The sequence below is a fragment of the Amphritea atlantica genome, assembly GCF_900111095.1.
Lineage (GTDB): Bacteria > Pseudomonadota > Gammaproteobacteria > Pseudomonadales > Balneatricaceae > Amphritea > Amphritea atlantica.
Window position 1 is genome coordinate 342427 of record NZ_FOGB01000004.1, and the last position, 17117, is coordinate 359543.

General features: G+C 46.2%; 11 protein-coding genes. 5 read left to right on the top strand and 6 right to left on the bottom strand.

The window, feature by feature from the left end; all coding sequences use genetic code 11:
* Positions 1–14 precede the first annotated feature (14 nt).
* Positions 15–1115, bottom strand: a complete 1101-nt coding sequence (locus BMY09_RS09410) for an ABC transporter ATP-binding protein (RefSeq protein ID WP_091357051.1) — start codon at positions 1113–1115, stop codon at positions 15–17.
* An 800-nt stretch (positions 1116–1915) separates the two neighbouring features.
* Between BMY09_RS09410 and BMY09_RS09415 the strand changes: the two genes are divergently transcribed.
* The 4 genes from BMY09_RS09415 to BMY09_RS09430 all read left to right on the top strand — a co-directional run bounded on the left by BMY09_RS09415 (position 1916) and on the right by BMY09_RS09430 (position 6872).
* On the top strand, positions 1916–2800 hold the full coding sequence (locus BMY09_RS09415) for an HAD-IIB family hydrolase (protein ID WP_091357054.1): 885 nt from the start codon (positions 1916–1918) through the stop codon (positions 2798–2800).
* Positions 2793–4019, top strand: coding sequence for a glycosyltransferase family protein (locus BMY09_RS09420; RefSeq protein ID WP_091357057.1), 1227 nt, complete (start codon positions 2793–2795; stop codon positions 4017–4019). Before BMY09_RS09415 ends, BMY09_RS09420 begins: the two co-directional genes overlap by 8 nt.
* A gap of 1 nt (position 4020) precedes the next feature.
* Positions 4021–5772 (top strand): sugar phosphorylase, encoded by a 1752-nt coding sequence (locus BMY09_RS09425; RefSeq protein WP_091357060.1) that lies wholly within the window; start codon positions 4021–4023, stop codon positions 5770–5772.
* Positions 5773–6035: 263 nt separating this feature from the next.
* Positions 6036–6872 (top strand): HDOD domain-containing protein, encoded by an 837-nt coding sequence (locus tag BMY09_RS09430; RefSeq protein ID WP_091357063.1) that lies wholly within the window; start codon positions 6036–6038, stop codon positions 6870–6872.
* Between the two features lie 60 nt (positions 6873–6932).
* On the opposite strand, the gene rnr is transcribed toward BMY09_RS09430, so the two are convergent.
* Entirely contained in the window at positions 6933–9284 is a 2352-nt protein-coding gene (gene rnr / locus BMY09_RS09435) for a ribonuclease R (protein WP_091357065.1), read from the bottom strand.
* Positions 9285–9995: 711 nt separating this feature from the next.
* Positions 9996–11222 (bottom strand): HD-GYP domain-containing protein, encoded by a 1227-nt coding sequence (locus tag BMY09_RS09440; RefSeq protein ID WP_175483494.1) that lies wholly within the window; start codon positions 11220–11222, stop codon positions 9996–9998.
* A gap of 543 nt (positions 11223–11765) precedes the next feature.
* Between BMY09_RS09440 and BMY09_RS09445 the strand changes: the two genes are divergently transcribed.
* Positions 11766–12344: a hypothetical protein gene (locus tag BMY09_RS09445; RefSeq protein WP_139203174.1), complete on the top strand. Its 579-nt coding sequence runs from the start codon at positions 11766–11768 to the stop codon at positions 12342–12344.
* Between the two features lie 26 nt (positions 12345–12370).
* Here the strand turns inward: BMY09_RS09445 and BMY09_RS09450 are convergent, their stop codons facing one another.
* The 3 genes from BMY09_RS09450 to BMY09_RS09460 all read right to left on the bottom strand — a co-directional run bounded on the left by BMY09_RS09450 (position 12371) and on the right by BMY09_RS09460 (position 16081).
* Complete coding sequence (locus BMY09_RS09450) at positions 12371–13294, bottom strand: sulfotransferase (RefSeq protein ID WP_091357072.1); 924 nt, start codon at positions 13292–13294, stop codon at positions 12371–12373.
* A gap of 312 nt (positions 13295–13606) precedes the next feature.
* Complete coding sequence (locus tag BMY09_RS09455; protein ID WP_091357075.1) at positions 13607–15502, bottom strand: Lnb N-terminal periplasmic domain-containing protein; 1896 nt, start codon at positions 15500–15502, stop codon at positions 13607–13609.
* Between the two features lie 81 nt (positions 15503–15583).
* Positions 15584–16081 (bottom strand): DUF3015 family protein, encoded by a 498-nt coding sequence (locus BMY09_RS09460; RefSeq protein WP_091357077.1) that lies wholly within the window; start codon positions 16079–16081, stop codon positions 15584–15586.
* Positions 16082–17117: the final 1036 nt, after the last annotated feature.

Below are 17117 nucleotides of genomic sequence, written 5' to 3' on the forward strand. Positions count from 1 at the left end.
AATTTCAGTGATTCTTAGACCGGATCCAGTGCCCTGCAGTCATCGACTGACCAGCCAATCGGCACGATTTCACCAACCTGAATACCCCTTTTATCAGTAGAATTAGGAACTTTGATGATAAAGTCATCGTGACCACAGACATTCATTCTGACCCGTTTGTGATCGCCCAGATAGATGATCTCTTCAACCTTGCCGCTGAACATATTATCGTATTGTTCACCGTCCGGATTAATGAATACCCGCTCAGGCCTTAAAGACAACGTGCTGCTCATACCTGCTTTGTCAGTATTAACATCCAGAGCTTTAACAACCTCTCCTGTAGACAGCGTCACCTGACAAGTACCGTTCTGCGAAGACAATACGGTACCGTTGAGTTTATTGTTTTCACCAATAAACTGGGCAACAAAAGAGTTGATAGGCTTTTCGTACAGTTCGCTGGGTGGAGCCAGCTGCTGAATGACACCGTCATTGAACACCGCTATACGATTTGACATGGTCAGTGCTTCAGACTGGTCATGGGTGACGTAAACTACGGTAACCCCCAGACGTTCATGAATATGCTTAATTTCGTACTGCATCTGCTCCCGCAGATTTTTATCCAGTGCACCCAGCGGCTCATCCATCAGAATCAGGTCGGGTTCAAATACCAGGGCGCGAGCTACGGCAACACGCTGTTGCTGTCCACCAGAGAGCTGGGCTGGTCGCCGGTTGCCAAAACTCCCCAGCTCTACCATATCCAGGGCTCTTTTAACCCGGGTTTCAATATCAGAAGAGGTCATGTTGCGGACTTTAAGGGGGAAAGCAAGGTTTTCGGCGACGGTCATATGAGGGAAGAGGGCGTAGTTCTGAAACACCATACCGATGCCCCGCTTATGGGGGGCTACGTCGTTAATTGCCTCGCCGTTCAGATAGATATTTCCTTTTGTCGCGGTTTCGAATCCCGCCAGCATCATTAAGGAAGTTGTTTTTCCCGAGCCGGATGGCCCGAGCATGGTTAGAAACTCACCGCGTGGAACGTCAATATTCAGATCTTTTACTACTAGAGTTCTGCCATCGTAGCTTTTCTGAACACCCTCAAATCGTACAAAAGCCTCATTGGAAGCTGAATTTTCCATCTGCTGTTATGCCTCGCTACCAGTTATTTTTATTGCCCGCAAATTAAAAAATCTGTAGTGGGATACTGTTTCATCTCTCCTATTACACTACGATAATACGAAGTGTGAGTGCAAACATAACCTTTAAAAACCTATAATTAAGTCTATCAGGACTGTTTGCATGCCTAAAAATTACCAAATTCACTGCAAAAATTGACTATTTACGACATTTTACTATTCTGGCTTATCTCCTCTCTGTCCGGATTGCTCTTGTTTACATTGCTTCAAGTTGGTGCATGTTGTATCGAGAGAATGGCTATTTTGAGTGCCATAGTTCCCGTTTTGTCTTTATTGCCCTATTCTGGATTTTCGACGTCAGGATTAATAACTGGCGTGCGCTCCAATAAAGTGCTCAGGTCGATCCAGTGGCTGATCATCGATCTGCTTAGCCTGGGCTGCAGATAAGTCACCTGCCGACCCAGAAGCCTGCTCACCTCAGGTTCCTCCTCTTAAGTTCTTATGGCTTTTATCATTGTCCGGCGTTTTTAAATGAGGTCATAAACCCTGGCAATACGCTCTGCCAGGCTAAAATATGCCCTGTCAGACTGAATAGTTATCCGTAATCACTGCCTGTAACCTTTTAAGAATAGATTATTGTTGTGTAATTGCACCCTGATCTTGTTTTTTATCAGTTTAGGTATGTTTCCTGCAGTCTCTCTATTCCAGGGCAGCATGGTTTAATAAAGCACGCATTAATTGCTCCAGTTTGGTGCGTTTTATTGAGGGCTTCGATTTGGCTGCACAACTATGGGAGGGAGGCGATGACTCAAAAAATTCTGATCTTTACAGATCTCGATGGTTCACTGTTGGATCACTTCAGTTACAGTTTTAGTCCTGCGCAACCTTTGCTGTCTCTTTTCAATGAGATTGGCGTCCCCGTTATCCCTGTGACCAGCAAAACCCGGGCTGAGTTAGCCGTTTTGCGATGCGAACTGGATAACCATGATCCATTTGTAGTCGAAAATGGTGCCGCTGTGTTTATTCCCGAAAACTATTTTTCCTCACCTCCCGCAGGTTGTGAGGTGATTGATGGTTTCTACCGTTATCAATTTTCTAAACCCCGTGAATACTGGACAGACCTGTTGGCGCAGCAGGAGGCTGAGTTTGGAGGCGAGTTTGAAACCTTCACCCATTTAGGTGTGGAAGGTATCCGGGCATCGACTGGGTTAACGGAAAGTGCTGCGCAACAGGCCAGTAAGCGGGAGTTTAGTGAACCCGTTCTGTGGCTCGGATTAGATGAGCGAAAGTTGCGTTTTATCGAAACGCTCAGAGAAGCGGGGGCCACGGTGCTCCAGGGGGGGCGCTTTCTCCATGTCACCGGAGCCGGTAATAAAGGTAAGGCGTTGCAATGGTTGTCAGAACAGTATCGTGCTGAATATCCGGACAGTGCGTTATTAACCATCGCTGCAGGAGATAGTGACAACGATGTTGATATGTTGCAGGTGGCAGATTGTGCTGTGGTGGTTCGTTCACCTGTGCATTCACCTCCTGAAGTCCCGCATCAGCATCTCTATCTGTCCCGGCAAACAGGTCCGCAAGGGTGGGTTGAAGGGGTTAACTGGTTTTTGGGTGCAGCAGACAGGCCTGAGACTATAGATTCAATAGAATACCTTCGTACGAAGTTAAGGAGTCGTTGTTATGGGTGATTTTTATCAGAATGGCATTATCACCACCCTGCACAATCTGTCGAACAGACCGATTGAGGATGTCGAAGAAGAGCTGACCCGGTTTGCCAGAAAGAGGCCTTTAGCACTGATTCTGCCTTCACTGTTTTCTGAGTTGGAGGGGCCGGCGCTCGGCCATATTATTGATGAGATCAGTAAAGTCCCCTATCTGTCGGAGATTGTTATTGGGCTGGACCGGGCGAATGAAGAGCAGTTTCGCTATGCTCGTTCATTCTTTAATAAGCTACCCCAGCATCACCGTATTCTATGGAATGATGGTCCGCGGCTCAGAGCACTGGACGCCGAACTTCAGACATTGAAGCTGGCACCAAAAGAGGCCGGGAAGGGGCGTAATGTCTGGTATTGCATGGGGTATGTTCTGGCATCGGGGCGGGCAGAATCGGTGGCGTTGCATGACTGTGATGTGGTGACTTACAGTCGCGAGATGCTGGCCAGACTGATCTATCCGGTAGCCAACCCCCAGTTCAACTATGAGTTCTGCAAAGGATTTTATGCCCGGGTTGCGGATGGCAAGATCAATGGCCGTGTCAGCCGGCTGTTGGTAACCCCTTTGTTGAGGGCGCTGAAGCGGGTGTTTGGTGAGATTGAGTATCTGCAGTTTCTGGATAGTTTTCGTTATCCCTTAGCGGGCGAATTTTCATTTCGCCGGGATGTGCTCACCGATATTCGCATCCCCAGTGACTGGGGACTGGAGATCGGAGTGCTATCGGAAATGCAACGAAACTACGCTAACAACCGTTTATGTCAGGTGGATATTGCGGACCAGTATGACCATAAGCATCAGAATCTTTCGCTGGATGATAAGAATGCCGGGCTGTCGAAGATGTCGATTGACATCACCAAGTCATTGTTTCGCAAGTTAGCAACCCAGGGATATACCTTCAATACTGAAACCTTCCGATCGGTCAAAGCGACCTATTTTCGTATTGCGCTGGATTTTGTTGAAACCTATCACAATGATGCAATGATGAATGGTTTACAGCTGGATATTCACGAGGAGGAGATGGCCGTCGAGATGTTCTCGCGTAATATTATCACTGCCGGAGAGCAATTCCTGAGTAATCCGATGGAAACCCCCTTTATTCCCAGTTGGAGCCGGGTCTCCAGTGCGATGCCTGAGGTGTTTGACCGGCTTATTGAAGCGGTAGAACTGGATCATCAAGAGTTTATGGCGGAATAAGATGGATAGTGTTTTAAATACAGCAAGCGAACAGCTGGCCAGCCAGATTGAGAACCACCTGCAGACTATCTACCAGGGATTTGAGACTGATATTGCTCAGCTGGTCTCCGATCTGATATCTATTATGCGTCTGGGTAGTGTGGAGCAGGTTCCTGTTCCCTATCAGAATCACTGGAGCCAGCAGGACGTTATTCTCATTACCTACGGTGACAGTCTGCTGCGTACTGATGAGCGGGCGATGACAACCCTGCACCGATTTCTCAATGAGCAGTGCGATGGCGTGATTAACGGTGTGCATGTGCTGCCTTTTTTTCCCTACAGTTCAGATGATGGTTTTGCGGTGAGCGACTATTATGAGGTGCGTGAATCGGTGGGGGAGTGGCAGGATATCCAGCGGCTTTCGGCTGAGTACCGGCTAATGTCTGATCTGGTGATCAATCATGGTTCCGGTGAGAGTGAATGGTTTCAGCATTTTATAAAAGGTGAGGGGCCAGGGCATGATTACTACTTCACCACCAGCCCCGATGAAAATCTGACTGAAGTGGTTCGGCCACGGACCAGCCCGCTGTTAAGAGAGGTACAGACCACGGATGGGTTAAAGTATGTATGGTGTACTTTCAGTCACGACCAGATCGATTTTGATTTCCGTAACACCGGGGTTTTGAAAGAGTTCGTTAATATTGTTCGCTTCTATCTCGATCAGGGCGTCAATATTTTCCGTCTCGATGCCATCGCATTTCTGTGGAAAGAAGCGGGCACCAGTTGTCTCAATCTTGAGCAGACCCATGAAGTGGTGAGACTGTTGCGTACCCTGATCGAATATGCCTGCCCTTCCGCCATGATAATCACTGAGACAAATATTCCCAGCCGGGAAAACCTCTCCTATTTTGGTAACGCGAACGAAGCACACTGTGTTTACAATTTTTCACTGCCGCCGTTATTGCTTCATGCCCTGATCACCGGACAGAATTTTTATCTGAAGCAGTGGATGATGAGTATGCCGCCGGCACAGGATGGCACTGCATTTTTCAATTTCATCGCTTCTCACGATGGTATCGGCCTGCGTCCGGTAGAGGGCATCCTGCCGGATAGTGAAGTGGATCTGATGATAGCTACCATGCAGGATTTTGGTGGTCATGTATCCTGGCGGGCGCTGGACGATGGCGGCAAGAAACCCTATGAAATTAATATTGCATTATTTGAGGCGTTGCAGGGAACCGTTGGAGGTAAAGATGAGTGGGGAGAAGCCCGTTTTCTTTGTGCGCATACCATTATGCTGGCGCTTGAAGGGATTCCGGGACTCTATCTTCACAGCTTACTGGGCACCCAGAACGATCACGAACGGGTTAAGGCTACCGGTCACTTTCGCTCAATTAACCGACATCAATGGGATTATAGCGAGTTAGAACAGTTACTCACGGATCAGACAAGCCACCATCACCGCGTTTTTACAGCGATGAAGCATCTGATCTCCATCCGCGCTCAGCAGAAAGCGTTCCATCCAAACGGCACTCAGTTTACTCTGCATCTGGGGGAGCAGGTTTTCGGTTTCTGGCGTCAGAGTATCGACCGCACTCAGAATATATTTTGTCTGAATAATATCAGTGCTGAGTCTGCGACATTATCGCTGTCAGATCTGAATCTTATCCAGACTCAGGACTGGCGCGATCTGCTCAGTGGTCAACGCTATGAGGATCTGTTGGGGAGCATCGAACTGGCACCCTATCAGAGTATCTGGCTCTCTAATCGCTGAAAAGTACTGAGAAAATCTACCAGCCGGAGCGCGACAGCGGGTGCCTGACCATCTGAATTTCGGGATTAAAGTCGTGTCTGTCTTGCTGAGCTTTTCGTCGAGTACCGCCTGGTGTGCTCAAAGTGGTCTGTGTGATGTGGTATGGGAGTAGAAGGCCGGTCTCTCTGTACCTGTTTTAGTGACAATCTTCTGTTCTCTTATTAATCAGTAGTGGTAGAGTGATCCTGTGTCGATCTCTTAGTTATAATCGTTATGGGGAGTTTATGGCAATAAAGCCGAAGCCTTACCTGATTCCGTCCCGTCCAGAGATATTGCTGAAACTCGCAACACTGCTCAAGTCAGCTGAGCCTGATGTCGGCGCTGTCGTTAACCTGTTGAAGACTGATGTGTCCTTATATACCGTTGTGTTATCCACGGTTAACAGTCCCCTGTTTTCAAGGGTAGGGCGGTTGTCTTCACTACAGCAGGCGGTCATGCGTTTGGGCTTCAAACGCTTACAAACGCTGATTACGGTGATCTCATTAAAACGTTCTTTATCGAAAACAGGGCGTCTTGACCGGTTTTGGGATACCTCCACCGAAGTCGCTGAACTGGCGGCCCGGCTAGCCGGCATTTTATCAGTTGATAATCCTGATGAGGCCTATGCACTGGGAATGGTACACGATTGTGGTGTGCCACTGATGATGGAGTCCTTTAGTGATTATCGTCGTTTTCTGAATGCCCTTGAAGGGAGTGATCTGGCCGGTTTAAGCAGCCTGGAACGGCAGCAATATGGTGTTGATCACTTCACGCTCGGTGCAGAAATTGCCGCTGCCTGGCATATGCCGGAGTCGGTATGCGGTGCGATTAAACTACAACTGCACTATCCGTTAGAGCTTTTAAAGCCGTCTGCTGCAATTAATGACAGGAGCAAGGCGTTATTCTGTCTGGTGCTTCTGGCAAAAGATATCAGCGGGCAGTATCGCCGCTTTTGGCGACTGAATACTCCCCGGGAGTCATGGCTGGAATTAAAACCTGCTCTGGAATATCTGGGCTTGCCGGATATTGACTATCTGGATATCCGGGATGATTGTTTAGATCAGCTTGAGCGGGTTCGTTGAGCAATAAGGCCGATGCTTAATTTTCTTAAGGATCGGCTTAATCAGATATCCGCCTGTGACTTAGCGACGGTATTTTCCGGTGCCTTTATTAGATCCGCCCTTGCGTTTGCGTGGTTTTGTTGTAGCTGATGGGGTTTCTTTAACCGCCAGTTCAAATTCGATTTTGCGCTGATCCATATCGACCCGCACCACCCGAATATTGATCTTATCGCCAATGCTGAAACTGGCGTGGGTGCGCTCGCCCACCAGCCGTTGCTGGGCGGCATCAAACTGGTAATAGTCATTGTTCAGAGCGGTGACATGCACCAGCCCTTCAACCTGAGTATCGTCCAGCTCGATAAAGAGACCGAAGTTAGTGACCGTGCTGATAACTCCGCTGAAGACATCGCCAACGTGGTCCTGCATATATTCACACTTGAGCCAGGCTTCAACATCCCAGCTGGCTTTATCCGCGCGGCGGGATACCAGCGAGCAGTGCTCAGCCAGGTTCTTCATCGCCGCCAGGTCATAAGGATAGCTTTTTCCCGGTGCCAGAGGTGCGGCCGTTTTAATCCGGTGTACCGGGTCGGAACCCACTCCGGTGACTTTCTTCAGTGCCCGGCTTATCACGCTGCCAGTTTCGCTACGGCGAATGACTGAACGGATTGCACGGTGAACCAGCAGGTCAGGGTAACGCCGAATGGGTGAAGTAAAGTGAGCATATGCCGGATACGCCAGGCCAAAGTGTCCCTGGTTATTTGAACTGTATTCCGCCTGACTGAGAGAGCGTAGCATCATCATGCGGATAATCTGCGCGTCCGGTCGCTCGCCAAGTCCTTTCAGCAGACGGTCATAATGTACCGGTGTTGGCTTTTCTCCACCCGCCAGATTCAGGCCCCTCTCGCTCAGAAATGCCCGCAGATTGGTCAGCTTTTTCTCTACTGGCCCTTCATGGACACGGTAAAGGGCTGGCAGCTCAAGTTTCTCTAAAAACTGGGCGGTAGCGACGTTGGCACAGAGCATAAACTCTTCAATCATCTTGTGGGCATCGTTACGGACGACAGGCACAATGCGGTCAATCTTGCGGTCTTCGGTAAACTTGAACTGTACTTCCTGCTTTTCAAAGTCGATGGAGCCCCGTTTTGTACGGGCTTTTCTCAGCACGGCATAGAGATGGTGCAGGGTGTGGATATGGGGAACAACGTCGTCATGCTTGCGGGCAACGGTTTTACCCAGTTCAGATTCGGGTGAAGATACCAGCGCTCCCACCTGGGTATAGGTCAACCGGGCGTGGGAGTGAATAATACCTTCAGAAAACCTATAGCTGGTCATCTTACCGGCGTTGTTGATCGCCATTTCACAGACCATAACTAAACGGTCCGTGTGGGGATTCAGTGAACAGAGTCCGTTTGACAGCGCTTCGGGCAGCATCGGTACAACATGACCCGGGAAATACACAGAGGTACCCCGTTCAGCGGCTTCCAGATCTAATGGGCTGCCTGGCGTGACATAGTGGGAAACATCGGCGATAGCGACAAACAGACGCCAGCCGCCGGACTTGCGTTTCTCGCAGTAGACTGCGTCATCAAAATCCCGGGCATCTTCGCCATCAATGGTGACAAATGGCAAGCCGCGCAGATCTGCACGATGCTGTTTATCCGCGTCTTTAACCTCTTCGCCCAGTGCCTCGGCTGCCTGTAGCGCATCCTGTGGCCACTTATGGGGGATATCATGGTTGCGAATCGCTACATCGATCTCCATACCCGGAGCCATGGAGTCCCCCAGTATTTCAGTTACCCGGCCTTCAGCATTAAAACGATGACAAGGGTACTCGGTGATCTCAACGGTGACATACTGCCCTACCTGAGCCCCATTTAGCTGATCATCCGGGATATCGATCTCATTACAGATACGGCTGTTTTCGGGTTGTAGATAGTACTCGCCATCCTCGACTCTTAAACGACCAACGATCTCGGTCATATTTTTTTCAAGCACCTTAACGATCTGACCTTCCTGACGTCCGCGACGGTCAGTGCCGGTGATTCGTGCCTGTACCCGGTCACCGGGAAATGCTTTGAGCATCTGGCTATCATGCAGGAAAAGGTCGTCACCACCCTGGTCCAGTGACAGGAAACCAAAGCCATCAGGGTGCCCGATAACCCGGCCTTCAACCAGATCCTGAGCGGTTAGCAGACTGTAACCCTTACGCGGGTCGAAATTAAGTTGTCCATCACGCTCCATCGCCCTTAGGCGGCGGCGCAACGCTTCTTTCTCTTCATCTTCAAACAGCTTCAGGTTTTTACCCAGCTGTTCGCGATTTAAAAACTTACCGGGTTCATCGAAGAGACCCATAATGTATTCCCGGCCGGGAATCGGATTACTATATTTTTCAAAATCTGCGGCGTTGATTGCCGCTTTGGTGTTATTACTCATTCTTTTCTCAAATAAACCAGCATCGGCCGCTTCAGGTAGTCAGAAGAACTCATTGATAATGGGTTTTAATACTACGGGATGCGTATGGCTGGCATCACTCACGTCTCTGGAGTGAATTAAATTGGACTGGAGATCAGACCTGCTTTTGCTAGCCTGGGCACTGAGCCCTGTCTGATGACCAAAAACTAATGCTGAGATCCTTGTTAGTCTATCTCATGCACATGACAAAAATATTTATAGCTGCCGAGTGTCCACGACACTTGAATACAGCGGGTAGTTTCCTGAAGCTGTGAACGACTGGCTCACCCAGACAGGAAGCAACAATAACCATCTGTGCAGTGTAATCGCCACCGTTCTGGTATTGTGCCGGACAACTCTGAACCGATATTCAGAGCGACTCTCTATCTTCACAGCGTAGGGGTATAAAACGCTGTTGTTCAAAATGTAGTCAGAGGTGACCGGATAGCAAAAAAATAAGACTGGACTTTAAAACAGAGGGACGAGAATACTTAAATATTGCAACAACAGTAATACAACGACAACAAATGGTTAAAAAATAGACTTTTTCTAAGCTGATCTACACTATATAGAGTTGTTGTGTTTTGTCAATATATCCTTCATTTTGTGCGCTTTTCCGGCCGGCTATGGCTGGGCGGTTTGATTTATTCTGGTCACCCGACGATAGGAAACGGTTTCTCATTCTCAGAGAGGCTACGTTTTTATTGCTATTGTATATAGTTCCTCTTTGTTTGCTTTTAGTAAACCATATATTGAAAGGTCTATCTCCCCTTTGCCAGCCATTACATCCATGATCTCAAGAACGTCCTCTATGTTCAGCCTGTGCCGATATGGCCGCTTTTGGCACAGAGCCTGAAAGATATCGGCGACCGATAAGATCCGGGTAGGAAAGTCGATCTGATCGCCTTTCCAGCCAAACGGGTAGCCAGATCCATCCAGCTTTTCATGATGTTCTGCTGCCCATTTTGCGATAGGGGTATTGGGGAATAGTGAATTAAGAACTCTTTTACTATCGAGCGGATGACTGCGCATCTGGGCGACTTCGGCGTCAGTCAGTGCTCCGGGCTTTTCAAGAATCTCATCTGGTGTTCTTAACTTACCGACATCATGCAGCAGACCTGAAAGTCTCAGTATTCTTCTTTGATAAGGCTCCAGACCTGCCAGCCCTGAAAGTGTGTAAGCCAGGTCTGCAACCCGCAAACTGTGGTAGTGCGTATAGGGGCTCTTGGCATCGACGACCTGAGATATGAGCTCTCCCAGCGATTCAATTTCGTCAAATGACAATGATATTTCATAGTCTTCTGAGGAGAGCGCTTCCATGATGGCATCATCCAGATACTCCTCACGCAGCTCTAGCCAGAAGCTGTCTTTCTGTATAGCGTGGGTAGCTGCTTTATATATTTCATCGGAGAACAGTATCCCAACATAAGGTGCCAGCTCAGCAAGAAGGCGTTCCCGGCTTAACAGTGCTTCATGGTGCGGGTGACTGATGATGAACGACGCATAGGCAACATCTAAGCGATCTGCGAAAAATATCAGGTTTGCATATTCCCGCGTTTCATCGTCAAGTGACGGTGGCAGGTCCTGCCAGCGGGTGTGGTGGTATCTGATTGCTGCAGCGAAGGGGCTGAATGGCGGGAAACTTTGTAAAAACTGATCACCTCTCAAACAGTGCTCTTCTGCGCCTTCCCACTCAATCTCGGCCACCAGCTTGCGATGCACTGTGGTAGATGACACGCCGCAGTCGTGGAGCATGCCCGCAATCAAAATAAAATGCCTTCTGGTGCGATTCCAACCCAGCAGATGTGCTATGCGGTGACATATCAGGCCGACACGGCGGCCATGACTTTTATCATCAATGCCTACGTAATCGAGTGCTTTGGTCACCGTCAGAGCGGCGTGCCCGACATCGATTTTCATGCCCTGAGTAACCTGAACCAGTTTGTCAGCGATATTTCCCATTCATTTTTTCCAATATCGGATTTGAGTGATCGGTTAAATCTGTAGCTGCATTTTGATGGTTGAACTGATTGGTGTTAAGCGTCTCAGAATCACGCACCGGTTAGCAGTAGGGATCCTGTGCGCCTCTTAACTTTAGTAGTTTACCTGAAAGCAGGTGCAGTGTTGCCGATTAAGAACGAGACTTACTGCCGATCGACATACGATATAGCAGCAAACTCAATGTTATATATTCAATGGTTTATAGCGTAGAAGGTTATCAGGCTGTTGTGAATCGTCAAACTGAAGAATATATGATTCCGTTTCTCTCAATAGTGATAAAGACTACTGACATAACCAATCCTGTACTCTGCTAATTTATTGTAACATGCTGATATATATAGGGTGCTAAATCTTTTGCTTGATTGGCGTAAGACTTGCTGGTGTATCTGCTATCAATCTTAAATATCTGATGTTTTGCCGAGCAGGGGCCTGAAACAGGGGCTCATGCTCCGGGAGAAGTATATGATAGCTAATTATAAAAATAAGATGCGCTTTTGGGATATTGATATTCTCACGGGCAACAGGCAGAGGGACGAGGTACGACAGTGCAGTGTATCTCCATCGTCGTTGCATTTGACCGGTCCCTGTACTCATCTTAATCACCCTGAAGATACATTACCGCTTCTGAAAGCCCGCTTTAAGGCTGTTGTGGGTGAACTTAACCGATTCAGGTGCGGTGTGTTTCTGCTAGCGACGAACGGTGAGGTAATCTGCACAAACCATTTTGCAGATCAAGCGCTGGCAAGTGGGGATGGACTTAAAACAGATAGTAAAAACCGTCTAAGTTGCCGGGCTCTTGTCGATAATCTCAGGTTGCAGAAGGCAATTGCCAGAGTTGTCAGAAGTGTCGGGAGAATATCTCTGCGGGCGTTTGAAATTGAAAGGGGAAAAGGTTCATCCTACCTTGTAACGATTTTGCCGGTTCACCAGAGCGGTATCGCTGTTGGCGTTATTACCATCGTGATCGGTTCTAAAGAGCACAAAATCGTTGATTCAGTCTGTTTTCGCAAGATTTGCGAACGTGTCATTACATCGCGATAAGGGGCTTACTGAGCGATAGTGCTGTCTTAAAATACGCTGAACAGGGTTTCCGTATGACCTTTTGCTCTGACTGAAACGGTGTCTGCTTTGGCTAAAGTGCCTTTTGGTAGTGAAACACGAAAACCCGCCTTACCTGTCACGCTTTTTTTAGCCGTGATCAGGTCACTCCGAAACTCTTCGCACAGGACATCTGCGACCCAGTGATCATTGACAAGAAGTTCAACAGTAACCGGTTGATCAGAGCCCTTCTGGAGAAACCAGCCAGACACCAGATTTTCAGAAACCTTATCAATATAGCCATCAAATCCGGCTTTATTGAGCTGATATATCTGTCGTGAAATATCCACCCATTGCGTATAAATTTTCGGAGATGCTTCGATGGCTTGGCTGGCCTGGTCAATTAAGCTTTCAGTTGCATCAATATCGCAAAAATCTGCAATCTGCCTTAATTGCCTCTGGGAATCCTGCAGAAGCTTCTCATAAGAGATATGCAGAGCTGGATAGTCGTTTTTTTCGACGAATTTTACTATCCGGTTATACGCCGTCAGGCTGGATTTCATTGCCTCGACGAGAGTGATGTTCTGCACTGACTGTTTTCGGTTGGCGATTGCGCAGATATCCCTGTAAACAAAGATAAAACTGGGGTTTGAAAACAGTTTGGAAATGCGGGCTAGCTTACTGTTGCTATCAGGTAGCTTCCAGGCAAACTGCTGATACTCCAGTTCATATGCCGTTATCAGTTGTTGCAGTTTTTTCCAGTTGCCGCTGCGAAACGTTTTTGCTATCTCTAAATCTTCATAGATAGGGCTATGATAATTATCCCCAAGGGATATCCCCAGTGCCTGAAGTGCAGCCGCTATTGCCGAGGTGCCACCCCGCTGCACACCAACGACGATGAACTGTCTGTGCTTGCCAGGATTTTCAGGGTTCTTTTTTGCAGAGAAGATCATTTTTTACCATCAGATAGGGGGAATATTTTGAAGTGGCTGGACCGGGAGGAACTCTTGTCTATATTCTAAATATCAAGCTATTATATGATCCTCCTTAATATTTATTAAGTAGCTCTGGGTACTTAGCTTGAATGTTACTATCATTAGCGAGTTTTTCAGGTAGGTGTAACTGTGGCATAACGCTGATAGAAATGCTACTCAATGGAAAATTAATCAGATGAAACAGTTCGTAATTTAAACCTAACCTGCAGCCCCTTAGGGAAGCTGCAAACTGCCAGATCAGGTTTAAATCTGATTTAGTACATCTTCTCATTAGAAATAAAGGCCAAAAGTTAGGTTGTATTCTTCTGCCTTGTCTTTTTTATAAGATAATCGAATATCTGAATTCCTACTCAAACGGTATCTAGATAAAAAAGTCGTAACGTACTCCTGAGATTTCGCTCCATCTAAGGGGGTTGCTGTATCTATCAGAATACGCATATTGTAATCCTTTCCTGTAAAAAGATTAGTAAAAAGTTTAGCAGCGATACGTGTATTACCGCTGGATTTATAGCTATCCTGAAGTTGACCACCAAGGAATCCCCCAATCAAAATATCATTACTTATTCGTTTTGAGTAACCATAATAAGCTTGACCTCGCATTATCAAACAGGAAGTGCATGTTAGATCAGGCGGTTGAAGCCCTGCTTTTAAGAACCAGCCGCTGCCATTGTCTTCGGGTAGTCCTGTTACTGCCGCATTTATACTCTCAATTTCAATAAGAGTTAAATCACGCAATTCAAAGTTTCCTCCTTGTGATGAGTGCAGTTCAAAACGACCCATTGTCAAAGCGGAATCTCGTACATGGCTGTTATCAGAATCCAGAACATCATAATATGCCGGGCGGAAAATAAGCGATATACCATCCCCCAGCTTTGAATTGTGAGTAATTGCTGATTGAACTAAACTCGGATCACGTCCTTTATCGGGGGGATATCCGTGCTGTTTTGAAATGTGTACTTCTCCAGGGGGGAGCTTATAACGTTCTATTAGTACTTGTTGGTAAAATGAATTCACAGTATCAGTGTTTCTGTCTTCTGGTGTTCGAACGTATTGCAAGTAGTCTAACAGGGTGTCTAGTATGAGGTATTTAGAGGTTATTGAGCACTTAATGAAGTCGTTATCATATAACTTATTATGATGATTGAAGATTTGATGAACTAAGGCTTTTTCATTTGCATTGAGAGCAAGGTATTTCTGGTAAAGTCGGGTTTGTCGTGAAGCATGATAAAATTTTGATAGTACGAGTGGTCGATTATTAATGTATGACTCACTAATTGTCTTGATTAACGATTGAGGAAACGTTACAGCGCGAGATTTTATAATGTTTACTCCCTCCGCGAGTTCAATCAATTCTGCCATTCTATAAGCGCAGTTTTTACGGAAGAAAAAATAAGTGTATTCCTTTTTTAATACCTCCCAGGAGTGGGCAACAATCAGCCTTACGCTTTCCGTAGGAAGGTCCAAGCGATACTCCCATAAGTCTCGAAGCTCATTTTCTCCATAGTTATTATTTTGAAAATAGAAATTCACATCGCTGAAACCGCCTATATATCCACCGAATATCCCTTTAAATATATATGTAACTGGATTTTCTCCATCGGGAACAACTGCGCCATAATTAATAGTCTTATCGAGAAAAGATGAGGTGTTATTAGCAGAGTTAAACTTTAGAAATGTATGTCCATAGAATGATGCCGGATTTCCGAGATAACCTGTAGCATAAATAACACTTAGAGATTCTATTGAGCTGTCATGTGTCCATTCGTTATAAGAAGGGCAGGTAGCTTCTGCTGGTAAAACATTAGTATTTTGTAAATGCTTCTTTAACCAAAGATATCGCGCAGGAAACTGGCATTGGGGGTGTGCATCTCTGTTCTTCTGGTTGAGAGGAGTGAACATGGCCTCAATAGTTGCAAATAACTCTTCCTGAGGGTCTGTCATGCCGTTTGAAGCTATAAAGAAATTCTTACTATGAATCTCACTGCTATACGCAGTTTGTGATGAAGTTTTATCTTTATAATGACCAAGCTTCAGCCATGTTGGGTTAATTGATAAGTTTTGTCTTTTAGCTGCACTGACCCAAGCTTCACTTTCGTGTGATTTTGCAGCAACAGCGTTGAGAGAGATTATCGAGAAAGTCAGTAGTATTACAATTCGTAGCAACATCAGTAAATTTCAATTGTGGTAAAAAAGTGCACCATTACAGCGTATGCGTAATGGTGCATGTACTGACAAGTTTTACAAAATTTATGCTGAACAGCTGTTTACTGCTTTGCTTACTGAATTATAGTAGGCAGTAGCTTTTGTTACGTTTGATTCCTGTGTATAGGACTCGGTTGAAACTAACTTAGCCATATCTGATCGGACAGACATAATAACACTAGCTTGTTGGCTTTCCTGGCATCCGAAGATATCCAGCATTGCCGAAATGTTTTCACCCTGTCCTTTAGCTGTTTCTTCAACCAGACTTTCGTAAGAGTCAAGAATGAACTGAGCAGCCTCCATTTTTTTTGCGTTACAAGTTTCAGGGCTCATAGTCGCTGACGTTACGGCTGTGGTTCCCAAATCCCAGATAATGTTTGATGATACAGCTGCCCAGTGGGTGTCTTTGAATAAAGCAGCTCCGATGCCGCAATCTGTATATGGGCTTGGACCTGTTCCAGCTTGACCTGCTGCTGTTGCAAATGGTGCTGTTGTTGAAATAGCGCAAGCAATAGCTGCTGTTACAAAGTGCTTCTTAATCATTATGGATATCCCTGTGAATGAATGGAACTATTTTTGGTAAAAAACTTGCCTTAAAATGCTATTTTCCTTTGATTTCAATGATTTATTATATAGGAATTTTTCCTATTTTCTGTTTTTTTTCATTTAAATGCACCTTGGTGGTTAGTATATTTGTTGACATTTATATTTATATGGTGTCTCAGGCTTCTCTTTGAGAGGGTGGGAATTGAACCGCCTATCGTAAAGAGAAGTATTATTGCTGTAATTCGATCAAGCTAGGTTGTGCGTGTAAGGCTGTATCCTGCAGAGATATGATATATTTTGATGCAATCTCGAGTATCTTCGTTTTTATCTGTTCGTATTTAAGTGGCTGAAAACCCTTTTTTGCTGCAGCATAATCATGGCAGTTTCTGTACCGAGTTATTCAAAGCTTTAATTGATGAGCTTTGAGGAAGTTTAGGTGTTCGTGGCAAGTAAAAAGGAAGCCATTGGCTTTGCTGGGGAGATTTAAAGAAAGCTTGAGGTAACGCCAAAACGTGAGTCATTGAAGACTGCGCAAAGGATAACTATGGGGTAAATAGATGTTTTTGATCTATCACTCAATCCATTGTTGGCAGATCGGATAATTCTACCCAAGTAATGCAATCACCGGTATAGGAAAGAGGTCTGAGAGGGGAGGAAGGCCAGGTTTAATAGTTTTAAAAAAATCCGGGGCAGCTGTATACAAGATAAAACAGACGATAATGTATACCCCGGTGAATAACGAAATGACTTCGTTAAGGTTCAGCGAAGGGGATTTGCTGAAAAACAGATTTTTCTAACCGGTTGTATCGGTAAGAGGAAAAAAATCGCTCGGATAGCTTCGTTAAACTGGTAAGCGAATACTTTTACCGAGAAACTTGTTACACAAAGAAAGTGGTCGGGCAGCAGTATTAGAATCTATGATCCCTAGCCTGGAGAGTTCCCAAACCAGATGCGCTTTTTATAGCGGCTTTAAAAGTGGTCGGGGCAGCAGTATTAGGATCTATGACCCTAGCCTGGATAGCTCCCAAACCAG